This window comes from Labilibaculum sp. K2S, assembly GCF_030372765.1.
In the GTDB taxonomy this organism is placed as follows: Bacteria; Bacteroidota; Bacteroidia; order Bacteroidales; family Marinifilaceae; genus Labilibaculum.
This window is the reverse complement of sequence record NZ_JAUCMW010000009.1, coordinates 74,080-99,665: the sequence shown is the minus strand read 5'-3', so window position 1 is coordinate 99,665 and position 25,586 is coordinate 74,080. Positions and strand designations below refer to the sequence as shown.

The 25,586-nt window shown below is 35.1% G+C and carries 18 protein-coding genes; 5 read left to right on the top strand and 13 right to left on the bottom strand.

From position 1 onward, the window contains the following. Window positions 1-201: 201 nt before the first annotated feature. The 5 genes from QUH73_RS12010 to QUH73_RS11990 all read right to left on the bottom strand — a co-directional run bounded on the left by QUH73_RS12010 (window position 202) and on the right by QUH73_RS11990 (window position 6,735). Window positions 202-660, bottom strand: coding sequence for a Fur family transcriptional regulator (locus tag QUH73_RS12010; protein ID WP_289530681.1), 459 nt, complete (start codon window positions 658-660; stop codon window positions 202-204). A gap of 101 nt (window positions 661-761) precedes the next feature. Continuing rightward, complete coding sequence (locus QUH73_RS12005) at window positions 762-3,008, bottom strand: RelA/SpoT family protein (protein ID WP_289530680.1); 2,247 nt, start codon at window positions 3,006-3,008, stop codon at window positions 762-764. Between the two features lie 182 nt (window positions 3,009-3,190). Beyond that, window positions 3,191-4,507 carry a M16 family metallopeptidase gene (locus QUH73_RS12000; protein WP_289530679.1) on the bottom strand — a complete coding sequence of 439 codons (1,317 nt, stop codon included), beginning with the start codon at window positions 4,505-4,507 and terminating at the stop codon, window positions 3,191-3,193. Between the two features lie 2 nt (window positions 4,508-4,509). Continuing rightward, window positions 4,510-5,748, bottom strand: a complete 1,239-nt coding sequence (locus tag QUH73_RS11995) for a M16 family metallopeptidase (protein ID WP_289530678.1) — start codon at window positions 5,746-5,748, stop codon at window positions 4,510-4,512. A 33-nt stretch (window positions 5,749-5,781) separates the two neighbouring features. Further along, window positions 5,782-6,735 carry an NAD(P)H-dependent flavin oxidoreductase gene (locus QUH73_RS11990; RefSeq protein ID WP_289530677.1) on the bottom strand — a complete coding sequence of 318 codons (954 nt, stop codon included), beginning with the start codon at window positions 6,733-6,735 and terminating at the stop codon, window positions 5,782-5,784. Window positions 6,736-7,108: 373 nt separating this feature from the next. Between QUH73_RS11990 and QUH73_RS11985 the strand changes: the two genes are divergently transcribed. The 3 genes from QUH73_RS11985 to QUH73_RS11975 all read left to right on the top strand — a co-directional run bounded on the left by QUH73_RS11985 (window position 7,109) and on the right by QUH73_RS11975 (window position 12,902). Beyond that, on the top strand, window positions 7,109-8,884 hold the full coding sequence (locus tag QUH73_RS11985) for a chloride channel protein (protein WP_289530676.1): 1,776 nt from the start codon (window positions 7,109-7,111) through the stop codon (window positions 8,882-8,884). 339 nt (window positions 8,885-9,223) lie between these two features. After that, complete coding sequence (locus QUH73_RS11980; protein WP_289530675.1) at window positions 9,224-10,999, top strand: chloride channel protein; 1,776 nt, start codon at window positions 9,224-9,226, stop codon at window positions 10,997-10,999. A 127-nt stretch (window positions 11,000-11,126) separates the two neighbouring features. Then, the gene (locus tag QUH73_RS11975; RefSeq protein ID WP_289530674.1) at window positions 11,127-12,902 is read left to right on the top strand and encodes a chloride channel protein; all 1,776 of its coding nucleotides are present in this window, start codon (window positions 11,127-11,129) and stop codon (window positions 12,900-12,902) included. 38 nt (window positions 12,903-12,940) lie between these two features. Here the strand turns inward: QUH73_RS11975 and QUH73_RS11970 are convergent, their stop codons facing one another. From QUH73_RS11970 to QUH73_RS11960, 3 genes are all read right to left on the bottom strand, one after another. Further along, window positions 12,941-13,501 carry a hypothetical protein gene (locus tag QUH73_RS11970; RefSeq protein ID WP_289530673.1) on the bottom strand — a complete coding sequence of 187 codons (561 nt, stop codon included), beginning with the start codon at window positions 13,499-13,501 and terminating at the stop codon, window positions 12,941-12,943. Between the two features lie 134 nt (window positions 13,502-13,635). Then, a complete protein-coding gene (locus QUH73_RS11965) occupies window positions 13,636-14,142 on the bottom strand; it encodes a hypothetical protein (protein ID WP_289530672.1) in 507 nt (168 codons plus the stop codon). 36 nt (window positions 14,143-14,178) lie between these two features. Continuing rightward, on the bottom strand, window positions 14,179-14,661 hold the full coding sequence (locus QUH73_RS11960) for a hypothetical protein (RefSeq protein ID WP_289530671.1): 483 nt from the start codon (window positions 14,659-14,661) through the stop codon (window positions 14,179-14,181). A 433-nt stretch (window positions 14,662-15,094) separates the two neighbouring features. Here QUH73_RS11960 and glyA point away from each other — a divergent pair, with 433 nt between their 5' ends. Both glyA and QUH73_RS11950 read left to right on the top strand, forming a co-directional pair. Next, window positions 15,095-16,375 carry a serine hydroxymethyltransferase gene (gene glyA / locus QUH73_RS11955; protein WP_289530670.1) on the top strand — a complete coding sequence of 427 codons (1,281 nt, stop codon included), beginning with the start codon at window positions 15,095-15,097 and terminating at the stop codon, window positions 16,373-16,375. A 204-nt stretch (window positions 16,376-16,579) separates the two neighbouring features. After that, a complete protein-coding gene (locus QUH73_RS11950) occupies window positions 16,580-17,350 on the top strand; it encodes a sulfite exporter TauE/SafE family protein (RefSeq protein ID WP_289530669.1) in 771 nt (256 codons plus the stop codon). A gap of 1 nt (window position 17,351) precedes the next feature. Here the strand turns inward: QUH73_RS11950 and QUH73_RS11945 are convergent, their stop codons facing one another. The 5 genes from QUH73_RS11945 to QUH73_RS11925 form a co-directional block, all read right to left on the bottom strand. Then, window positions 17,352-18,299, bottom strand: coding sequence for a cell envelope integrity protein TolA (locus QUH73_RS11945; protein ID WP_289530668.1), 948 nt, complete (start codon window positions 18,297-18,299; stop codon window positions 17,352-17,354). Window positions 18,300-18,308: 9 nt separating this feature from the next. Continuing rightward, a complete protein-coding gene (locus QUH73_RS11940; RefSeq protein WP_289530667.1) occupies window positions 18,309-18,701 on the bottom strand; it encodes an ExbD/TolR family protein in 393 nt (130 codons plus the stop codon). A 7-nt stretch (window positions 18,702-18,708) separates the two neighbouring features. Continuing rightward, entirely contained in the window at window positions 18,709-19,419 is a 711-nt protein-coding gene (locus QUH73_RS11935; RefSeq protein ID WP_289530666.1) for a MotA/TolQ/ExbB proton channel family protein, read from the bottom strand. 122 nt (window positions 19,420-19,541) lie between these two features. After that, window positions 19,542-20,930, bottom strand: a complete 1,389-nt coding sequence (nhaD, locus tag QUH73_RS11930; protein ID WP_289530665.1) for a sodium:proton antiporter NhaD — start codon at window positions 20,928-20,930, stop codon at window positions 19,542-19,544. 163 nt (window positions 20,931-21,093) lie between these two features. Then, window positions 21,094-25,461 (bottom strand): translocation/assembly module TamB domain-containing protein, encoded by a 4,368-nt coding sequence (locus QUH73_RS11925; protein WP_289530664.1) that lies wholly within the window; start codon window positions 25,459-25,461, stop codon window positions 21,094-21,096. Between the last annotated feature and the right edge of the window lie 125 nt (window positions 25,462-25,586).

Sequence of the window (25,586 nt, the reverse complement as noted above, 5' to 3'; positions counted from 1 at the left end):
AAACCAATTTTATGATTGGATTTATAAAAATGGTTCGGGTTATGCGGTTAAATCTTGAAGAATGCTTGCAAGTTTTAACAGTCAAAGGTAATAAATATTTTTATTTTGGGCAGTAGAAAACGGGTCTTGTTGATAAGTCATTTTTGGGCATAAAAAAACCTCTGGTTACAGAGGTTTTTGGAGATATTTATTGTTGATAAATTAATTGGTTTCAATTTTCCGACATTCTTGACATGTTCCGTAAATGTATAAGGAATGATGAGAAACTTTGAAGTCCATATCATCAGAAACATTTTTACGAACATCTTCTAAACGGGTATCGCAAAATTCAAGAACTTTGCCACAACGGATACAAATTAAATGATCGTGCTTGTTGCTGTCATATGCTTTTTCGAATTGAGCGATATTTTTACCAAATTGGTGCTTAACTACCAATTTACAATCTAAAAGAAGATCTATAGTATTGTAAAGTGTTGCTCTACTAACACGATAGTTTTTATTTTTCATAAAGATATAAAGAGATTCAATATCGAAGTGACCTTCCCGGGAATATATCTCATCTAGTATTGCGTATCTTTCCGGAGTCTTTCGATGTCCCTTTTTCTGAAGATATTCTGTAAACATCTTCTTAACAATTTCTTTAGTGTCTTCGTTGCTCATATCAAAAAATAACCTAGGTGTTATCTAATCTAATTTAAAATAATGGGTCTAAAATAGTGATTTTTTTTAGAACTGAAAGCTTATTTAGAATAAATTTTAATTTAGCTGTATTCTTCAATATTTTCGATACGCTTCACATTATCAAGACCTTTGATCTTAATTAGTTTCATAATTAAATTGTTAAGATCTTCAGTATTGTGAACATAGAGGTGGATTAAGCCCTCAAACACACCATCATGGCTTTCAAAGTGCAGCGAGCGCATATTTACATCATGATCTTTTGAGATAACATTGGTAACTTCATTAACAATACCAATTTTATCAATTCCTGTCAATTCAATAATGGCGAGAAAAGACATTAACCTGTGGCTGGTCCAATCTGCAGCAAGAATACGATCGCCCTGACTTGACATTAATTTTAATGCGTTGGGGCATTTTCTTTTGTGAATGGTTACATTATTAGCCATATCCAGATAGCCAAGAACTTCGTCGCCAGGTATTGGTTTGCAGCAGGTTGCAATTTTATAACTCTCATTAGCTGCTAATTCGGTGAGCATAAGAGTTTTCTTTTTATCAAGTTCTGGTTTTGTATTAGGAGTTTCAAGGATTTCTTCGTCCTCATTTTCGGCAGAATTTCCAAAAAACTGAAGTTTCCAATACTTAATAAATTTACTTTTTGATTTTTTTCGAACAACACCATCAATTTCGTTGATATTGATGTTTCCTAAACCAATTTTATAAAATAATTCTTCTTTATTTGAAAGTTTGTAGTGCTCCAGCATTTTGCGAAATGCTTTTGCATTTAGGAGAAGACCGCTGTCAGATAACTGATCTTCTATCATTCTAGCACCTTTTACAGTGTATTCTTTTCTTTCTTTTTTAAAGGCAGATTTAATTTTGGATTTTGCCCGGGCAGTGATTACAAATTCAATCCATTCATATTTTGGGATCTGTTTTTCAGAAGTTAGAATTTCCACTTGATCACCACTTTTTAATTCATGGCTTAACGGCACCAACCGATGATTTACTTTAGCTCCAATACAATGATTTCCAATATCTGTATGGATGTCGTAGGCAAAATCAAGAGTTGTGGCTTTTTTGGGTAAAGTGCGAATGTGACCTTTAGGTGTGAAAACCTGAATTTCCTTCGAAAATAAATTCAATTTAAATTCGTCGAGGAAAGCCATGGCGTCAGCTTCTGGATTATCTAAGATTTCACGAACATCGTTTAGCCACTTATCCAATTCGGACTCACCACTTCCACTGGTATTGTATTTAGAATGAACTGCAAAACCTTTTTCTGCAATGTCATCCATTTTTTCTGTTCTTATTTGAAATTCTACCCACTTTCCCTGAGGTCCCATAGCTGTTACGTGCAGAGCTTGATAACCATTGGCTTTAGGTGTACTAACCCAATCCCGAATACGTTCTGGTTTAGGTTTGTAAATATCAGTAATAAGGGAATAGATATTCCAACATTGGTTTTTCTCAGGAACACCTTCCTTGGGTGTAAAAACGACCCGAACCGAAATCAGATCATAAATTTCTTCGATGCTGGTATTCTGGGTCTGAATTTTATTCCAAATAGAAAAAATTGACCGTGGTCGGTTTTTAATGGAGCACTGAATATCTGCTTCTTTAAGTTTCTCCTTAATTGGAGCAATTATGCTCTGTATTATTTTTTGTTGTTTTTCTTCTTGTTCTATTATCTTTTTAGAAATGTTGTCAAAGTCATCCGGGTGTTCATATCTCAGACTTAAATCTTCCAATTCAGATTTAATAGCATACAATCCCATTCGATGCGCTAAGGGAGCAAAAAGAAAAAGTGTTTCGCCGGCAATTTTCATTTGCTTGCGCAATGGCATAGAGCTCAAGGTGCGCATATTGTGTAGTCTGTCGGCCATTTTTATCAGAATTACCCTAAGATCATCGGATAGGGTTAACAGCATTTTTCTGAAATTCTCTGCCTGCATTGAAGTTTGCTGATCAAATACGTCCGAAATTTTAGTCAGACCATCAACAATTTGGGCAACTTTTTCACCAAAATGATTTTGGATATCTTCAAGTGTATATTCGGTATCTTCAACTACATCATGCAATAAAGAAGCTACAATAGATTTTGTTCCCAGCCCCATTTCTTTAGCAGCAATTTGAGCTACAGCAATTGGATGCAAAACATAAGGCTCTCCTGATTTGCGACGTACCTCTCTATGAGCTTCCCATGCAAAATGAAAAGCTTTATCTATCAGTTGTTTACTTTCAGGCTCACGACTCCTTTTGCAATGTTTCAAAAGCTCCTCGTAGGCATCAAGTATTAGTTGTTTGTCTTTTTCGGTCTCACTACTCATAAAAACCTGTTTGTTCTGTATAAATCGTTGCTAGGATTAAAAGTAGCAAAATCTTATAATTTTAGGATACTAAACGCAGGACTTGTTTGCCTTTTTTTAGCAGGTAATCACAGTTCTGTGAAGTTTCACAGCAAATTACCATACGTTAAACGGAAGTATCATCCTGTTTAGTAAAAAAGGAATTACTTTGGAAAAGTAACAGCTTCTTCACATTCCTTCGGTCCACAGACTATAAGGTAAAGATCATCAAGCTGTAAATACTCATTCGCCAATTCCATTATTCTTTTGGCAGTAACGGCCTTTAAATCCTTAATGAATTGGGCAAAATAAGTATTGTCTAAACCAAAAGGTAAATTTCCTTTTAATCCATCCGACAAGGCAAAAGGACTGTCTAAATTTCTAAGCATTTCTCCTGAAATATAATTTTTCACTAGTGTCAACTCATCTTCAGAGACTAATTCTTCTCTTAATCGTTTAACTTCGATAAAAATTTCTTGAACTGCAGCTTTACAAACTTCAGCACCTACCTCAGTAACAATCGTAAAGTGACCATCTTTTAAATGAGAGAGTATGATGGAGTTGATTCCGTAGGTAAATCCTTTATCTTCCCGGATATTTTGCATCAATCTCGATCCGAAATAACCTCCCAGTATTAGATTTAAGAGTTGCATTCCAGTATAATCTGGATGGGTTTTAGTGAATAATTTGCGGCCAATTCGGATTGTGGATTGAACAGCATCACCTTTACATACGAAGGCTGATTTTTCTTTTGAACCAATTATTTTATGATCGAAATCAATTGACTGAATTTGATTTGTCCATTTATTTTTACCAAATAAATCTTCAACTTCAGTTAATACATTATCATCCACCTTTCCAGCTATTATAATGTGGCAATTGTCGGGAGTGTAATGTTTTTTGTAAAATTCTTTAACTTCCTGCAGACTGCAATTGTCAAATTCACTACTATCATAAATGTTTGAATAAGGATGATTTTTTCCATAAATCATCTCTGTGAATTTTTCTTTAGCTAAAACATTTGTTTTCTGATGATCAATTTGATATTGCTGTTTTTTATTCGTTAGAATTGTTTTGAATTCTTTCTCGGGGAAAATGGAATTCTTAATTAGATCAGCAAGTAAAGCAAGAGTCTCAGAAAAATGTTTTTTAAGGCTGTACAGCGTAACACTTGCATCATGTTTGCTGGTAGAAAACCCAATGTGAGCCCCTAAAAAATCAAATTTTTCTGCAATATCAGATGCAGTTAAAGAGGTGGTTCCCTCGTTAAGCATTGTGTTTGTTAAAGTAGCAATTAACGGCTTTTTTTGTTGCCAGATTCCAGCATTAAAAACAAATTCAATTTTCACAACGTCTTGACTGCCACCGTTAATAATATGAACGGGAATGTTATTGCTCAACGAATGTTTTAGTGAGGGCAGAATTTCAACGCTATCAACAGTTTTGAATTTGGGAGCTGTGTTTCTATATAAATTTTCCATTCCTATTTTTTTGAGTAGTAATAAAGTGTAGAGCAATTTTCTTTTCTGAAAACTTTAGCGGAACTGTTTAAAATGTCAGCAACACTTACTTTCTGATATTTTTCCACTTCTTTATTGATATCGTCGGCATCACCTAATAATTCATGTGTTGCTAAGTTCATAGCCTTGTTTAAATAGCTGATTTCTGAAAATACTAAGCTTGACTCCACTTTATTTTTTACTTTTTGAAGTTCATATTCATCAACTTTTATTGTGGCTATTTTATTCAGTTCTTTCCAAATGGCGGCTTCTGCGGTTTCCATGGCTACACCTTCAACCAGTTTTCCTGTAATTAGAAACAATCCCGGTTCAAATTCACCTGTAATATAGGCGTCGATCGAAGAGAATAAATTCTTTTCTTTTACCAAAGATTGAAAAATCCGGGACGATTGTCCGTTAGACAATACATCCGAAACCAAATCAATAATATAGAAATCCTCGTCCATTCTTTTTCCCATATGAAAGGCCATATAGATTGCATCGAATGGAACGTTACTGTCAATTCGTTTGCTCCGGAATTCATTTTGAGTTGGTTCTACAGGAAGATTTCTTTTCTGAATGTCTCTTCGTTCAATTGGGCCAAACCATTTTTCCGATAGTTCTTTAACTTGTTGAGTATCTACATTTCCTGCAACAACCATAATTGCATTGTTGGGTGCGTAATGGTGAAAAAAGAAATCTTTAACTTCTTCTAAAGTAGCTTTTTCAATGTGATCAATAGATTTTCCAATTGTAGGCCATTGGTAGGGATGTTCTTTATAAGCCAAAGGGCGAAGATGTAACCAAACATCGCCGTAAGGCTGATTGAAATATCGTTGTTTAAATTCTTCAATGACTACACTTCGTTGTACTTCCAGACTTTTTTCGCTGAAAGCAAGACTCAGCATTCTGTCGGATTCCAACCAAAAAGCAGTTTCTAAATTTGCTTTGGGGACAGTAAGGTAGTAGTTAGTGATGTCATTATTGGTCCATGCATTGTTGTCGCCTCCTACCATTTGCAGGGGTTCGTCATAATTTGGAATATTTATCGATCCTCCAAACATGAGGTGTTCAAAAAGGTGTGCAAATCCGGTTCTTTCAGGATTTTCATCTTTTGCTCCAATATTGTATAATATGTTTACGGCAGCCATTGGAGTGGTTTCATCGCGATGCACAATTACCCGCAAGCCATTCTTAAGTGTAAATTTATCAAATTCAATCATAGTTTTTTCTGTGTAATTAAGAATGGATACGCCTTAAAATTTATATTTATCGGATTGTAATTGAGCCAAACTTTCTTGATATTCTTGTTCTATTTGGGATATAATTTCAGAAACGGTTTGGATTTTAGTGATTAGTGCCGAAACTTGACCAATCTCCAATTCGCCTTCCTCTAAATTTCCTTCAAACATGCCGCTTTTAGCGCGACCTTTTCCTAAAATTTCCTTCATTTCTTCCGAAGAAGCACCTCTGCATTCCGCTTCATTCACTTGATTGAAAAAATCATTTTTAACCAAACGGGTAGGGGCTAACTTTTTCAAAGCCAGTTTTGTTCCGCCTTCACCTAGTTTCAGTACCGATTTTTTAAAATTTTCGTGAGCCGATGATTCTTCAGAAATGGCAAAACGGGTTCCCATTTGAACTCCATCAGCTCCTAGTATCATTGCAGATAACATACTTTCTCCGGATCCAATTCCACCAGCCGCAATCAAAGGTAATTTAATGGCTTTTCGCACCGAAGGAAGTAATGTCATTGTAGTTGTTTCCTCTCTTCCGTTATGACCTCCAGCTTCAAAACCTTCAGCAACAACTGCATCAACACCTGCTTCTTCGCATTTTTTCGCAAAAAAAGCACTTGATACAACATGAACCACCGTAATATCATGTTCTTTTAGAAACGGAGTCCATTTTTTAGGGCTTCCTGCCGATGTAAATACAATTCTAACACCTTCATTTATAATGATATTCATGATTTTATCCATTTCAGGATAAAGTAATGGAACATTAACACCAAATGGTTTATTGGTTGCAGCCTTTGCTTTCCGAATATGCTCTTGAAATGTATCAGGGTGCATCGATCCGGCACCAATTAAACCTAATCCTCCGGCATTACTAACTGCCGTTGCTAACTTCCAGCCTGAGCACCAAACCATTCCACCTTGAATAATAGGGTATTTGATATTGAAAAGAGATGTTATTCTATTTGTCATTTTCTTTAAAATCTAATGTCATTCAATCAAAAAAAGACACAAGAACAAAGATTGTATGCTTGTGTCTATGAATATGAATTGGGGATACTGCAAATTTAGAAAAATTCTTGATAAGAATAAGACATAGAAGTATGATTTTAAGCATGCCTATTCAACTTGTTATTCTTTTGAACGTAGTAATAGGATCTGACAGATGTTCTTTAGATCTATTATATATATCAGATTACATTGGATTATTCTTTCGTTTAGGGAGTTCCTACTTGTATCTTAAGGAAGATATTCTTTATTTTAAGCTTCGAATGAAGGAATTTGGTGAATGATTGGCAATTGGTTTGCGTCGGAATCGTGAGATTGGTCTTATTTAAACTTTAGAGTGAAAAAAAAATCATTATTAGGTCGTTTTTTAGTTTGGCGTTTAAAGCACATAAATAATCGTCAGTTTATTTCGATGTTAGCCATCCTTATTGGTGTAACATCAGGAATAGCAGCCGTAATTATTAAAAATTCTGTGCATTTTATTAGTTCTCTTCTTCACCGTAACTCCTCTCCGGAATATGAAAATATTCTGTACGTTATTTATCCCACTATTGGAATTCTAATGGCCGTTTTATTTATAAAATATGTAATCAGACGTCCGGTTCGGCATGGTATACCTAATGTACTGTATGGCATTTCAAAATCCAATGCTCAAATTAGCCGCCACAATATGTTCTCATCAGTTGTAACATCGGCTCTAACAGTTGGATTTGGTGGTTCTGTTGGTTTGGAAGGACCAACCGTGGCGACCGGAGCTGCTCTTGGATCAAATATTGGCCGTTTATTTCACTTGAATTACAAGCACATTACATTGCTTTTGGGTTGTGCCTGTGCGGGAGCAATGGCTGCTATTTTTAAAGCGCCGATTGCTGCAATTGTTTTTGCTTTGGAAGTAATTATGCTTGATCTTACCATGTGGTCTTTGGTTCCGCTTTTGTTAGCATCTGTATCAGCCATTATAACCTCCTATTTCTTTCTGGGAATGGATGTTTTGTATCCTTTTAAGGTGCAAAATGGGTTTATTATGTCGGATTTACCTTACTACATTGTTTTGGGAATTTTCACCGGTCTGATTGCTACTTATTTTACGAAATGTTACATGTTTATACATGGTATTTTTGAGAAGATTGATTCGATTTATAAGAGATTAATTTTTGGAGGATTATCACTGGGAGTTATTATCTTCTTTTTTCCCTCTTTATTTGGTGAAGGCTATGATGCGATAAACTCTTCTTTGTCAGGAAATTACTCATATTTGTATAATAATTCATTTTTCTATTCTTTTCAGGATAGTTTTTGGATGATTATTGTTTTGTTGGTCATGGTAATATTTTTTAAAGTAATTGCCTCTTCAATTACTTTTGGTGCAGGCGGTATAGGCGGTATTTTCGCACCAACACTGTTTATGGGCGTTAATGCAGGAGTTTTGTTTGCTAAACTTGTGCAGCATTTGGGACTCCGGGATTTAGAGGTTAATAATTTTGCTCTTATCGGTATGGCAGGAATGATCGCGGGAGTATTGCATGCCCCATTAACCGGATTATTTTTGATCGCTGATATATCAGGAGGATATCAATTGTTTGTTCCTTTGATGATTACAGCTACGGTTTCTTATGCTACCGTAAAAACCTTCGAAACACATTCTGTTTATACCATACAGTTAGCCAAGCGTAAGGAGTTGATGACACATGATAAAGATCAAAATGTGCTGTCGTTGATGCGTGTTACCAGATTAATAGAGAAAGACTTTAGTACCGTAAATTCAGATGCCACATTAGGTGAATTGGTGAAAATTATTGCTAAAGCACATCGAAACATATTTATTGTAATTGATGAAGTTAATAATTTTCAAGGCATTGTAAAACTGGATGATATTCGGGAGATCATGTTTCAGCCGGAGAAGTATGATGATGTATTTGTTCGGGATTTGATGGTTGTTCCTGAGGTTGTTATTCAGCACGACGAGTCGATGGCTGATGTGGCTAGTAAGTATCAATATTCTGATAAATTTAACTTGGTTGTTCTTAATGAAGGTAAGTATTGTGGATGCGTATCAAGGGCACAGATTTTTTCTACTTACCGTCGTATGTTAAAGCATTTTTCAGAAGATTAATAAAATCAAATTTTAAGATTGTTTCTTATACTTTGTAACAACAAACGTTTGTTCTGTTTGTGTTGATTGTCAGCGTCTTAGTTTGTTTTGGGTAAAGTTTATAAAATTTCCTGTCAAAAGGTTTTCTCCTTATTAATTATCTGTTACTTTTGCAGTCCATTTGAAGAGCTGTTATGTAGATGTATTGCTTAATAAGTTCAGATAATCAGTGGGGTACATAATATTAATAGAATCGCTGGATTTTTTTATGTAATTCTCTAGAGGGTCGCCTGACTTCTTCAGCCATCCGACCGATACGTATTAATAATGTCGTTAGACGTAAACGTTGATTTTTTAGAAATGAAGAATAAAAGCTTGCTTTCCCGTTTTTTAATTTGGAGAGTGAAGAACATCAAGGAGCGGCAATTCGTTCTGTTATTAAGTTTTTTAGTTGGTCTTGTAAGTGGTATAGCTGCTCTTCTATTAAAGAATGCAATTCATTTTACACATCATTTTTTAACGCATCGATTGCATGTTGATTCTGCCAATTTATTGTATTTGGCTTATCCCGCAATCGGAATATTTCTGGCCGTTTTGTTCGTGAAATTTTTTGTGAAGGATAATATCGGACACGGCGTATCGCGTATCTTGTATGCAATATCAAAAAAGAATTCTCAAATAAAACCTCATAACAACTACTCTTCAATTATTGCCAGTACTTTAACAATTGGTTTTGGAGGATCGGTTGGAGCTGAGGCACCCGTCGTGCTTACCGGAGCATCTATTGGTTCGAATCTGGCCCGTCTCTTCCATATGAACTATAAGATTGTTACACTGATGGTTGGATGTGGTGCAGCAGGTGCAATTGGTGGAATTTTTAAAGCCCCAATGGCTGGAATGATTTTCACTTTGGAAGTTCTCATGCTCGATTTAACCATGGCTTCTTTAATTCCTCTTTTAATTTCATCGATTACAGGAGCCAGTGTTACCTATTTTTTCATGGGAAAAGCTGTATTATTAAGCTACGATGTTACAACTCCTTTTGTGATTAATAATATTCCTTACTATATCATTTTGGGTGTTTTTGCAGGCTTGGTTTCACTCTATTTTACCCGTTTTTCAATGTATCTGGAATCTATATTTGGGAAGATTACCAACTGTTATCGCAAAATGGTTGTCGGAGGTATTTTGCTGGGGATAATGATTTTCTTGTTTCCTCCGCTTTATGGAGAGGGTTATAACACCATTCAATCTTTGCTGAATGGTAATCATACTGATTTAGTAAATAACAGTATATTCTATTTTCTGAAAGACAACTATTGGCTGTTGTTAGGATATGTGGTGCTTGTCATTGGTTTTAAGGTGATTGCATCAACGGTTACTACGGGTAGTGGAGGGGTTGGAGGTATTTTTGCACCATCTTTATTTTTAGGAGCTGTTGCCGGATTTTTTGTTGCCCGGGTAATTAATGGATTTAATTTTATTAAGCTTTCCGAAAGTAATTTTACCCTTATCGGGATGGCTGGAATGATGGCAGGTGTTATGCACGCGCCTCTTACAGCAATATTTCTTATTGTTGAAATCACCGGTGGTTACGCATTGTTTGTGCCAATCATGATTACAGCAACCATAGCTTATCTTACAATCATGTATTTTGAGCCACATTCAATTTACACCAAACGTTTAGCAAAACGTGGCGAGTTGATTACTCACAATAAGGACAAAGCGGTTCTTACGCTTATGAAAATGGGTAAGGTGATCGAAACGGATTTGAAACGAGTGAACCCGAACGCAACTTTAGGAGAATTAGTGAAGATTATTTCACATTCACAACGAAATATTTTCCCTGTAGTTGATGAGGATGAGAAATTGTTGGGAATAGTGCTGTTGGATGATATCAGAGACATCATGTTTAATCCTGAAATGTACGATGATACGTACGTGTGGAGTTTAATGATTATGCCACCTGCAATTTTGGATGTTGATGCTCCTATGGATACAGTAATGCGGAAATTTGAAGAAACAGGAGCCTGGAACCTTCCGGTTGTACAGGATGAAAAATATTTGGGTTTTGTATCAAAAGCGAAAATCTTCAATGTTTACAGAAGAGTTTTGGTACATTTTTCGGATGAGTAGTGAGTTAGGATTAGTTATTAGATTAGTTAAGGTCCATTTTGCAATTGCGAAATGGACTTTTCTTTTTTTGTAAATAACTGATATTAAAATTCTATTTATTAAATTAGAACTAAACCAATTGAATTTCATGATCGGAAACACGCGATGGCGTCGATTTCTAATATGGAGGCTACGTCACATCAACAATCAGAGCTTTATTTTAATTCTGAGCGTACTTATCGGTATTGCTTCCGGAATGACTGCGCTTGTATTGAAAACCGCAGTCTATCGCGGGCGTGAGTTTTTGTTGGAAGGAATCAATTGGAGTTATCAGAATTATTTGTTTTTTCTGTACCCGATGATCGGGGTTGGTCTTACTTTGGTATTCAGAAAATACATTCTTCGCGATCTAGCAAAACACAATCTCACATCACTACTACATGCAATATCAAAAAGGAATAGTATAGTGAAATTACACAAAACCTATTCATCGGTTATAGGAGCCATTATTACTGCAGGATTTGGAGGTAGTATTGGTCTGGAGTCTCCAATCATTTCTTCAGGCGCGGCTATTGGATCGAATATGGGGCGTAATTTTCATTTAAACTATAAAGAAATTACCTTGATGTTGGCTTGTGGTGCATCGGGAGCAATTGCAGCTATTTTTAATACTCCTATCGCAGCTATTGTATTTGCTTTGGAGGTATTGTTAATCGATTTGTCGCGATTCTCCTTAATTCCCCTACTAATGGCCTCGGTTAGCGGGGCAATAACAACAAAACTTTTTTTGGATGAGGATATATTGATTGAATTTGCTATCATTCACCCTTTTGCTATACGGGATATTCCATTTTTTATTTTATTGGGAATTCTATCAGGACTTGTTTCTGTTTATTTCACTAAAACATTTCTTTGGATCGAAAACCGATTTGAGCAAGTTAAATTTTTGAGAAACAGGATGCTGATTGGAGGACTTTCATTAGGAATACTTATATTTTATTTTCCTGCTTTATATGGCGAAGGCTATAATACAGTAAAAGCATTGGTGGGTGGGAATCTTGCTGAGGTTTTTCGTTCAAGTTTGTTTGAAGATTATACTGATGTTTGGTATATGGTAGTCATTTTTATTGGAGCTTTAGTTTTTTTTAAAGTGATTGCAGCCTCAATTACTTTAGGTGCGGGAGGAATAGGTGGAATTTTTGCTCCTTCGGTATTTACAGGAGCGATGCTGGGCTTTCTGTTTGTATTTATATACAATCATTTTGAATTGGGAGAGCCACTCTCGGAAAGTAATTTCACACTGGTTGGCATGGCCAGTGTTCTTGGTGGTGTTTTGCATGCCCCATTAACCGGGATTTTTTTGATAGCAGAAATTACGAGTGGATACGAGCTGATTGTTCCGCTGATGTTGTCAACTACTATTTCTTTTATTACGGTAAAGAGTTTGCAAAAAGAGTCGATTGTTACCGCTCAATTGGTTAAACGGGGAGAGCTGATTACTCACAATAAGGATTTGGCCGTTTTACGTTTTATGCAGCTTTCAAAAGTGATAGAAACAGATTTAATCAGCATTTCAGAAGATGGAAATTTAGGTGATTTGGTGAAAGTGATATCCAAATCGAAGAGGAATATATTTCCTGTACTTACCGAAGAAGGTTATTTAATTGGAATAATTTTGCTTGATGAAGTTCGTGAAATCATGTTCAACAGTGAATTGTATTCTATGCCAATTAGTAACTTTATGATTATGCCACCCGCTTCAATTTCTTTTACAGACTCTATGGAAAAAGTGTTGGCCAAATTTAAGGAAACAGAATCCTGGAATTTGCCTGTTTTGGATAAAGGCAAATACGTTGGATTTGTCTCGAAATCAAAATTGTTTTCTGCTTATCGGCAGCATTTGCTTGAGATTACCGCCGATTAGCAGTTTTTCTTCTTGAGAAACCGTTCTTGCATTAGAGTTTACAATTCGAGAGATTTGCTGTTATCGCTTTTATTTTTACGATATATGGAATCTCTTTGTTGAAAATATCTCTTTTGTTTTTTCATAAAATCATTGTGCAGAGAATCAAGATTTCGATGCATCTTTTCATTGTGTTCCTTAGAGAAATTCATGTGCTCTTCCATCATTTTCTCCATTTTTTGAAGAATATCATTGTGACTGGAATCACGGGAAAAAAAATCATTATTATAGAAATATTCGTTGAAAAACGGATGGTGGAACGGTTCGTTTCCGGAACTGTCTCTGTTAAATAAATGCTCCATTTGTTCCTGCATCTTTTTTCTCATCTCATGGATATCCGAAAAATTATAAAAGGCAGAGTCGGGAGTAAGCTGGTGGCAGCTATCCGAAGACCAAGTGTAAACATAGGTTGAATCATATCGGATAAGGTTCCCATCTTTATCAAATTCTTTGTTGACTTTAATGTCCTCGTTTGGCTTTGTTTTTGTGACCTTGTTTTGAGAAAATCCGGAAAGGGAAAACAGTAAGATCAAAACAAAAAATACAGATTTAGTTCTCATTTTAAGTAAAGTTTAGTTTCCAATATCACCGTAAATTTACAAAAAGAGTGATTTTATTCCGAGTTAAATAATTTTAAAAAGTATTAAAAAAGCCACTCGGAATGAGTGGCTTGCATCTAATATCTTGGTGGGTGCTAGTCCATGTGTTTTAATTGCACCGCATAAAGGATAACAAATAGAGTAACTACCGCTCCTCCAATTAAGGAATTTGTCATTGATGCATCAAAATCGATTAAAACCAAAGGGACTAATACCCAAAAGTAATTTACAATGGTGTATAAGTAGAAACCATTCTTTTTCAATTTAAACATCATGAAAACACCAAGTAGACTTAATAATGCAAAAAGACAATTTACACCAGTTATCAGTCCGAGGTTCTGAGACATTTTCTCTAGTACTACGATTCCATTTTCAGTGCTTTTGTAGAAAAAACCTGAATCCATTCCTGCCTGTTCTAATTGATCCATTGCGGTAGTTAATTTTTCCATTTGAGCAGGATAAGTGCTTTCAAATGTTGCATACTGATATACAGAATACAATAATCCAAGTCCACCGCTGCCAATTAATGACAGGATACAAAGAACAGTTAAGAAAGTTGGTCTTTTTTTAGGGGCTTCGATAGTTGTTACATTTTCTTCCATAATAGTTTGGTTTTTCTTAGGGATAATAAATATTAATTAATTCATTTTATTAAGGTTGATAGTATAAAGGGCAATAAATAAGATGGTAAATACACTTCCAAATAAGATTCCAATATTAACAAATAAGTTAAATTCAATAAACAAAGGAGCTACAAAGAGCAGTAACATCTGAGCTACTGAATAAATGTAAAATCCTGTTTTTTTTAATTGAAACATCAGAATGGCTCCTATTAAGCTTGCTGCATACAATAGGAATTGAGTCAGAGAAATTTCAAAAATATGCTGAAGAGCTTTCTGCCCTATTTCGAGTGCCTGTTCTACAAATTTCCGGGCATACTCATCATGTACATTGTCCAGTGCAGTTTCGAAGAGATCAGGATCCAGCAGTTTTTGGAGAGGAGACATAATCATCCCAAGAATATTTTTTAAAATACCGAAACCACTTCCAATAAAGGTAAGAATACATAAAGCAGTTAGTAGTCCTGGTCTTTGTTTTGGGTTAATGTCTACGATTTCCATCCTGGTTTATTTAGGGTTAATTGCAATGTTAAATTTACAATAAATGTGTTAAGTTGTGAAATGAAAATTTAGAATTTAGATTTTATGTGCTTATTGAAAGGTGAGTTGGGATTTTTACAAGATGATTATTGATTTTTATAGCTTCATGAGTTTTGTAAGAATGTAATGAGATTAGGGATTTTAATTGGTCTATTTTATATATGCTTTATAAATATTCATTTAAGGATGAATTATGCAGGAAATAATTTTTTTAATATGCTGATTTGTCTAATTTTGAACCTGCACTTTTAGGAATCTATAATTTTATTTTTTTTGTGGTGCATCATCTTTTCAAGGGGGAGTAAATACTTTATCGATAAGGAATTATATTCCTTCTAAACACTAACAAATCATTAATTCATTTCGATTAATTTCGGAAAAAAGACAAACAACAATGGAAAGAGATATTCAAATTTTCGACCTAATTGATCAGGAATACCTACGTCAAAAGAATGGTATTGAATTAATTGCTTCTGAGAACTTCGTGAGTCAGCAAGTGATGGACGCAATGGGCTCATGCTTAACAAATAAATATGCTGAAGGATATCCAGGAAAGAGATATTATGGTGGTTGTCAGATCGTAGATCAAACTGAACAATTGGCTATTGACAGAGCATGTGAATTATTTGGAGCAGAATATGCTAACGTGCAGCCACACTCTGGTGCACAGGCAAATGCTGCTGTATTTTATGCTTGTTTGCAGCCAGGGGATACATTCTTAGGATTGGATTTGTCACATGGTGGTCACTTATCACACGGATCACCGGTAAACCTTTCCGGTACTTTGTACAATCCTGTTGCGTATCATGTAAAAGAAGAAACCGGAACAGTTGATTACGATGAGTTAGAGCAATTGGCTTTGGAGCACAAACCAAAAATGATTGTTGCAGGAGCATCTGCTTACTCCCGCGATTGGGATTTTGTTCGTTTGCGTGAAATTGCAGATAAGGTAGGTTGTTTGCTTATGGCGGATATCGCTCATCCTGCAGGATTAATTGCAAAAGGATTACTAAGCAATCCAATTCCTTACTGTCATATTGTGACAACAACAACCCATAAAACTCTTCGTGGACCACGTGGAGGATTGATTTTAATGGGAAAAGATTTTGAAAATCCTTGGGGACAAACAACTCCAAAAGGGGAAGTGAAAATGATGTCTCAGGTATTAAATTTTGCTGTATTTCCTGGACAACAAGGTGGACCTCTTGAGCATATTATTGCTGCTAAAGCGGTTGCTTTTGGTGAGGCTTTAACCGATTCATATAAAGAGTACGCTGTTCAAATGCAGAAAAATGCAAAGGTAATGGCTGCAGAATTTATGCGTTTAGGATATAAAGTTATTTCGGATGGAACGGATAACCACTCAATGTTGGTTGATCTTCGTTCAAAATACCCTGAAATATCTGGTAAGAAAGTGGAAAATGTATTGGTGAAAGCTGATATTACCATTAATAAAAATATGGTTCCATTTGATACTCGTTCTCCATTTGCAACATCTGGTTTACGTGTTGGAACTCCAGCAATTACAACTCGTGGTTTAAAGGAGGAGCATATGGCAGTTATCGTTCAAATGATTGATGAGGTAATTAGTAATATCGAAAGCGAAGAGGTTATTACTTCTGTTCGCGAACGTGTAAACGAAATGATGTGTGAGCGACCAATGTTTGCTTGGTAGGCACATTTCACAAATATAGAAGAAGAGGAGGATTTGATTCTCCTCTTTTTTTGTTCGATATTCTGAGAAATACTTCGCAATTATTGATTTTCTAATTGATTCATAATATGTTTAGTCAAATTAATTTCTCAAAAGAATTTTGTTTTTTAACATGTTTTGTTTGAATTTTTATTTTTAGTTTAAACATCTAAAATAGATGAAATTATGGAGTGGTATTATTATATTTTAATTGTAGTTGTCGGCGTTTTTTGTGGGTTTCTAAATACGCTTGCGGGTAGTGGATCAATAATTAGCTTGGCTATGTTGATGTTTATGGGGCTTCCCGCAAATGTCGCCAACGGGACCAATAGAATTGCCATTCTGATGCAGAATATTGTTGGGGTCAGCAGTTTTAAAAAGCAAAAAGTTTTTTCCTTTAAAGAAGGGATATGGCTGGCACTTCCAGCTATTGTTGGATCGGTAATTGGAGCAAGTCTGGCTGTTGAAATCAATGAGGATATGATGCAGAAAACCATTGGAGGTTTGCTTATTTTCCTTTTTTTTATTGTGCTTTACAAACCTGATGCCTGGGTGAAAGGACAAGCTGGTTTAATTCGATCTAAACCAAGTGTGATACAAGTTGTAATTTTCTTTTTTATCGGATTGTATGGTGGATTTATACAAGCTGGGGTTGGATTTTTTCTTCTTTCAGGATTGGTATTAGGAGCAGGTTTTGATCTTGTGAAGGCAAATGCGATTAAGGTATTTATTGTTCTTCTTTATACTCCGTTTGCTTTAGGCATTTTTATAATGAATGGACAAATTGATTATAAAATTGGTTTTATTCTTGCGGCAGGAAATATGATCGGCGCTTATATTGCGGCTAATTTTGCTGTTAGTTTAGGAGCTAAATTTGTCCGTTATATTCTTCTAACGGTAATTATTTTCGCCTCTCTTAAGTTTCTTGGCGTTTACGAAATGCTTGGATTGATATAGATCAATCCAATTGAAAATGATAAGTGATTGATCCCTGTTGAAACGCAGAAGCTTTTGGGTCAGAATTGAAAACGGCTTTCATTGCTGCCTTCCTGGCTGCTTCGAATAGAGTAGAGTTACTGGTTGTAGAACCTGGCATTCCAGGTCTTGCATTAACAACTTTGCCATTTCTGTCAACAGTTATTTCGACCACAACTTTTCCACTTTCCTGAAGATTGTATTGTGGCTTTGGGATAGACAGCGAGTTTCTTCCTTGTAAATCATACGAAACTCCTTTATTTCCTAATCCGGAACCACTGTAATTATCTGAGTCGGAAGATCCGTTAGGGTTACCTTGATTACCCGACGGAAATGTTTTGCCCTGCGATGAATTCGAAGAAGTTCCCTGACCAAAAACGTTTTTCGCCTTATTGTTGATGTTGTCAATTTTTTCCTGTCTTTCCGCTTCTTCTTTTTTAAGTTTTTCAATTTCAGCCAAACGTTGTCTTTCAGCCTCGGCTTCCTGTTGTTGTTTGATTTCTTCTTGTCGTTTCTTTTCGGTTTCGATTTTTTTCAGTCGATCTTGTTCCGCTTTTATTTTTTTATTTTTTTCAACTTCAGCCTTTTTTTTCGCAATTTCTTTTGCAGAAGGAACAGAAGGAGCATCTTCGCTGTCCTGAGTAAGAATTTTTTCGTTGGCTGAACTTGCTGATTTTTCTGGTTTCGTTTGAGAAGCTTGTGGTTTTGGTGCAGGCTTTGAAACAGTAGTAACCGCTTGAGTCGATTGGGAAGGAGCCGGATCTTTTTTCCCTAGTCCCTGATTCGTATTCCCAAAATTTACCAAAATACCTTCTTCTTCAGGCAGAGGAAGTGGCGTATGAAAGCCTAGATAAAATAGTATGGCAAGTAATCCAATGTGGAAAATTATAGTCCCAACAAACCCAATTCGTTTACCTTTAGAATTACTCATCTAATAAAATTATTTAGCTCTTGTTGCCAATATTAACTTGTACTTGTTGTTTTTCGCAATATTCATTACCCTAACAACTTGCTCCATAGGCACAGATTTATCAACGTGCAAAGAGATGGTTGGATCCTCTTCTCTGGCCAATCGTTTTTGCAAACGATTTTCAAGTTGAGAAAATGGAATAGGAGTGGTTTCAATAAAAAAGTTAAACTCCTTATCGATAGAAACTGTAGTTATTGGTTTTGCAGCAGTTTGATTCTTACTTTGTGGCAGGAGTAATTTTAGTGCGTTTGGAGCGATAAGAGTTGATGTTACCATAAAGAAAATTAGTAACAAAAACACAATATCTGTCATTGATGACATACTAAAATTAGGATTTACCTTATTTCTGGTTTTTAATGCCATGAGCTGATTACTTAATTGGTTCGTTCAATAAATCCATAAATTCGGTAGTGGTTGCTTCCATAGTGAAAACGACTTTTTCAACCTTTGCCACCAAAATATTATAAGCAAAATAAGCGATTATCCCTACAATAAGACCAGCAACAGTTGTTACCATTGCAGTATAAATACCGTGCGACAGAAGGGATACATCAATATTATTGCCAGCAGTAGACATATCGTAAAAAGCCTGAATCATACCCATTACTGTTCCAAGGAATCCAATCATAGGAGCTGCGCCGGCAACAGTTGCAAGAGTCGGCAGGTTTTTTTCAAGTTTAGAAACCTCAAGATTGCCGATGTTTTCAATGGCAGCATTAACATCATTCAGTGGTCGTCCGATGCGCTTAATTCCTTTCGAAATCATCTTTGCTACAGGAGTATCATTCGACTCACAAAGAGCTAATGCCGAATCCATTTTTCCTTCATGAATATAATCTCTTATTCTGTTCATGAAATTTGAATCTACTTTCGTTGCTTTTCGTATCGCATAGAATCTCTCAAAAAAAATGTACATCGCAATACCGGAAAGTACTATGATTGGAACCATAATCCATCCTCCTTTAAAGGCCAGATCAATAAAATTAAGAGAAATTTCGGTGGCTTCCGTTCCTTGTCCTTCAAGTAAGGCCTCATTTTGTGCCGCAGTTTGAATCCCAGCTAAAATCAAAAGATAATTCATATTTACTATTTTCAAGTTAAATCTTACACATAAAAAAAACGAGATATAATACAGAATATTATATCTCGCTAAATTAATATTATTGTTTTTGATTCTTGATACAAAAACAGGAAATTCTAATTTTAATGCAATAAGACTGCTTCGAGGTAGTATACGCCAGCACCAGCAAGGTATCCGGCTAAAGCCAGAAGTGAAATCTTTTTCAAATACCAGATAAAATCGATTTTTTCCATTCCCATTGCAGCAACACCGGCAGCAGATCCAATAATCAAGATACTTCCTCCTGTACCAGCGCAATAAGCTAAAAATTCCCAGAATAAACCATCCTGAACAAAGTTGGATAGATATCCTACAGCTCCTGCACTTTCAATAGAATACATTCCCATCGCTCCTGCTACCAATGGCACATTATCCACAACAGATGAAAGTAGTCCAATTATTAGATTGATGATATAGATATTATGAATGTTTTCATCCATGTATCTGGCTAAAATATCCAAGTGTCCTGCAGATTGTAAACTGGATACGGCTGATAAGATCCCTAAAAAGAAAAGTACGGTTGGCACATCCACTTTATTAAGGATTCCTACAACAGTTAGTTTTTTCTTATTTTCATGAGTCTTATTTTTATGCATAATTTCGGTAACCATCCACATAACACCTAATCCAAATAACATTCCCATGTATGGAGGTAAGTGGGTTACGGTTTTAAAAACGGGTACAAACAACAGGGAGGATATACCTAATGTTAAAATGAAGGCACGTTCTTTGGCTGTAGTAAATTCTTTTTCGTTTTCGTTTGATGATGTTGGACGTTTAACGTTTCCTTTCATCCAAAATGAAACGATGATTAACGGAACAATCATTGTGAACAAAGAAGGCAGGAATACTCCGGAGATAATTTTAAGAGTGGTTACCTGTCCGCCAATCCAAAGCATAATAGTTGTTACATCACCAATTGGCGACCAGGCACCTCCGGCATTTGCGGCTAATACAACCATTGATGCAAAAAACCAACGGTTTTCTTTGGCAGAAATTAATTTACGGATAAGGGCAACCATAACAATTGTTGTAGTTAAATTATCCAAAGCTGCAGACATGAAGAAGGTTAAAATACTTAGTACCCAAAGTAGTTTAATTCTGTTTGTTGTTTTAATTTTGTCCGTAATAATTTTAAATCCTTGATGCTGATCTATGATCTCAACAATTGTCATTGCTCCTAAAAGGAAGAAGAGAATGGCGGATATTTCAGATAAATGATGAAGAACCTCGTGATGAGTTATAAAATCTAACATTCCTTGATGACTGTCAGCATCCGGATTTATTGCAACATATTCATTCCAAGCTCTGCTAACACCTGTTGAAAGAATATCAACTCCTCCAAATACATAAAGAACCCAGGTTATTACTCCGATTAATAGAGCCGAGGCGGCTTTGTCAATTTTTAGTGGATGTTCCAGAGCGATAGCTGCATATCCGAGAACAAAAACCACAACCATTAGTGTAAACATAGTAATAGATTATTTTTGAGTGAATTAATTTTTATTAGATAAGATGCTAATATAACAATATTTGCTATTTAATATCCGAGGTAATTAAAGAAAAAAACCTCTAATTAATTCTGTTGAAAAACATTGAATCTACAATTATAAAACACATTTCGACTAATAATGGCTAGTTCTCTTTTTTGTCTTTGTTTGATTTGAGGAAATTGAGGTATTTTTTCACTAATTCGGAAAATGTGTTGAAGTCTTCTTTGTAAAAAATACCGATTCCTTGTGTATTTCTTGTTTCTTCGTACACTAAATATTCATTTGAGCGGGTGAATGCTTTTAGTTGTAGCTTTCCTTTTTTATCCAATTTAAAGTTCACATCAACATCACCAACAATATCACTATTACGGGTTTGGCTATTTCCTGTTCCTACATTACCATTAATTGTAAGCTTATCGTTAAAAACCTGAGTGGAGAGAGCTAATTCAATTTCATCATTAGTTAAGTTATCTCCGGGTCTATAGCTTACTCCAACATCAAAATCGTTACTGATTTGACTAAGCCAGTTCGATAATTGATTGGATAGCAATTCGCTAGTGGTGATTCCAACAGCATAGCTGGAGTTTTTATTTTCAAAATCAGGATCTGTTGATCTAAGATACTCCGGAGTGTAAAATCGGTTTAAAACCAATAAAGATAAGATTTGCTTATTCATCTCATCTTCGGTTGAAAACAGGCCTTCCAAAATGCTTTGTGTTTGCTGATCCAAAGTAGGGAAATTGATGTCAAAGCGAATAAGTGGATTTTCAAGTTGTTGACTTAGATTCATGTTACATTCAACCGGAACCTTCTTGGTATTATCGATATATGGTGTATTTAACAGCAGATCGTATAATGTTGTTTTAACATTGTATACAGCATTAATATTAAGTGTTGCATTGTAAGGATCGCCATCCCACTTAATGTTTCCGCCATTTGCCAAATCGAACTTTTTATTGATCACATTCTGCAGTGTGAAAAGGTAACTTCCTGTTTGAATTGTATAATCTCCAAATATCTTAAAATCACCTTTGGTGTCGATTTCGAGTTTTAAATTTCCTCCTCCTTTGGCCTTTAGAACATCGCCGATTTTTGAATCAAAAATAATTTGCACCTCTGTTTCCGGAGTAATCTCCAAATCACAATTTAGGCGAATACCCGACAAGTCAATTTTATATTCATTTTCTAAATTGGTTTCCGATTGGCGATTTGAATTTACGAATGTGATGAAATTACTTTCCTCAATATCGCCACTGTTGTTTAGCGGAACAAATAATTTGGTATTCTTGTCAGTCTTTACTCTAACCTCAATATCCAAGTCATTTATAGAACCAAACAAAGTTGTTATCCCGGTTATGTAGGCTTCTCCGTAAAATAATTCGTTGTCAGTTATTTTTGTATCAAGAATATTAAACGAACGTGCATTTACTGCCAAATCTAAATTAAAGTTATGAAATTGCTGATGAGATATAACACCATAAATGGTAGCTGTGTGTTGATCAGTATCTACTAGTTTAAAGTTATTAAACTGCAATTCTGATGGCGTTATTTTAACACTGTCGTTGCAGGTATAGCTTGTTTGAAGCTCGTTTATTGTGAAATTTGCATTTTCCAATTTAAGAAAACCCGATGTTTTGGGCTTACTGGACTGCCCGGCTACATGAACGTGGCCAGATGCATTTCCTTTTATGTTAGAAATATTTTCTTGTAGGTATGGATTTAATAAGTTCAAACGTATATTGTCAATATTAATGTCCATGTTTAAGGAATCCAGTTCAGGGAAATAATTACCGTATAAATCCAACTCTTTGTGATTGTTGTGGTCAGTAAAAGAGGAGAATGAAAGTTTCTTTTCAACTTTATCCCAATCGCTAACCAAGTAAAAATTTCCTAAGGTGTCATTATTAAGAACAAGGTTTTCAAGCATGAGATTGGAGTTGGATAATCTGTCGCCGTAAAAGTCGGAAATCTGCACGTAGCCACGAACGGTTCCATCAATTCCAATGTTTTGTTCCCGGGTTAAATCATTTAGATTCTTTAAGCTAATGTTTTGAATTTGAAAGTCAATACTGTCAGTAGGATTGGAGGAAATCTTTCCATTTAAGCCAAAATATTGATTATCTCGGCTGATTCTGAAATTATTAATGGCAAAACTTGTGCTGTCAATAACCAGTTTGGATTGTTGAATAGACCAAATACTATCAGCCATTATTAAACTGCTTGGAAGCAGATTGATATCCCAAACAGGATTATTCGATTCTTTTGACTTTTGAACACTCGCATTAGCGCTAACAAAACCACTGTAGGTAACAGCATCCCAGTTATTCCATAGGAGATCTAAACTAACGTTATTATTGCTGGCAGTAATTTTTTCTGACAGATTGTACAATTTAAATTGATCTGAAAAACTAAATTTATTTGTACGTCCCTTTATAACAAGTTCTTGATTATCGGTAGAGAGATCTAATCTGAGTTCTTCAAACGATTTATCTTGTATCGCAAGAATTGGCGAAATAAAATGCATTTCGATTAACTGCTCTTTTGCATTTAATTTCCCCGTTAAGCTAGTATTTGGAGCTAATTTAATATCCGGATAAAAAAGCTTTGTAGCGGGTTCTGTTTCTTTTAAATTTATTGAAAAATTAAAATTATTTGTACTGTCGGTATTTACAAATTCTTTTTCCGGAGCATAGGCTGGAAAATAAACATAGGCCATGTTTGCAACAGAAGAAATTAATTGGTCAATTTCATAATTCCCTTCTACTTTGGCGTCTGAAATATCAGATTTCAGGATAATTCTTTTAAATGTTGGCGATGAAAATGAGTTAATTGTAAATTTGTTGAGAACAAATTCACCCAAACTGTTTTTGTATTCAGTATTTGTAATTTCAATATTACCATTTGCGTTATCAAATTCGCTTCCGGAAAAATTCGCATCCAGAGATAAGCTAAGTTCTGATTTTGGATCTTTTGTATTTAAATGAAGGGGAAAAAGTTTAGCATTACGAAGATGGGAACTAAATTTCATTGTTGGAATCTCCTTTGAAAAGTCAATGTTACCGGTAAAATTCAATCCTATATTCGGATCTTCAATAGAAATTTGACCATCAAAGCTTGAATTAGTGAAAAATCCATCTAAGGAAAGGTTTTTATATTCGTAATCGTAGAAATCCACTTTACTAATATTTCCTTTCATTTCACCTTGGGTTGTATTTGTTTCAGTAAAACCGTTTACCGAAACATTTAAGGAAACATTTCCAACTTTTTCCTGTTCGATTAAACCTCCGAGGTAGAAGTTTGATGCTTTAAGATCTCCCGTGAAATTTAATCTGCTGCTTCCAGGGTTGGGTTTAAATAATATATCCGTTTCTATTTCTCCCAATTCAGTTTTAAAATCTCCATAGAAAACAAAGTCATTTAAAAAACCATTAAATTGACCATTGTAATGAATTAAGCCTAAATTATCGAAGTATTCAGGCAAATTAAAGAATTCTTTTTCATAACCTGGAATGTAAACTTTTTCAATATCAGAAATTGTAGTTGTGAGCTCTTCAAAATCGGCTTCTAAATATGCATCTTTTAGGTAAGGAAGGCCATTCATATAAAATTTTCCTTTAAGAACTGTATTTGCACCATATAGAATATCAATATCACGACCTCTTAAATCGTAAACAGTACCATAAATATGTCCGGAAATAAATCCGGTCTCCCTAAATCCCAAAAGCAAACTGTTAAAATAAGCGACATCTAAAAAACTAACCCGCGAGGAGATTAATTGGAAATCCAGCTTCATTTTTTTAGTGAAATGCTGCCAGTATTGCTTACCAGGTTCGTAGTTGAAATATAAATGTTCTGCTTGAAGCTTACTGTTTGATGATGTAATATTTACATCTTTTAATCCCCATTGATGACTTGTTATCCATGTTTTAGCAGTAAAGTCTTTCAATTCGAATCCTGATTTCTCAATACAACTTAAATGCTGCAGTTGAAAATCTACCGAATCTCCAACAATTTGAATATTTCGGGCTTGCAGATTCAATTTTGTGACATAAATATTGTTATAATTCATGCCAAATTCTTGAGGGATAGTATCTGGTGCGCTATATCCAAATTGAGAATTGATAAGATCAACGTTGGTAACGGTAATTTCCCATGATTTTTGAATTGTATCAGTCGTATTTCCTTTTTTACCACTTGATAGTGAGTCCAGAAAAACATCATAGTTAAACAATCTGTTCTCATCTTCGCGAAGATTTACATAGGCCCTGTCTAAAGTCAGTTTGTTGATGAAAATCTTTTGTTTTCGGATACTAAAAGAATCAATTTTAGCAGTTAGATTACCAACATAAACCAAAGTGTCCTTCTGATAATCTTCAATATAAAGGCCTTTAAGTATTATGCTTTTAAAGGGGGAGATGTTTACTCCTTCAATTCTGACAGGAGTATTTGTTTGTTCTGAAATATAATTGGCAATTTTTTGGCTTGCGTAGGTTTGTACACGACTGTTCAAGAATATCAAATAGGTTAAAATGGGTATCATAATGATAACCACAAGTGTCCAAATTGATATTTTGAGAAATTTTTTGATAATTTTGCTTTTTTATGAGATGCACAAAATTAGCTAAAAAGAAGAAG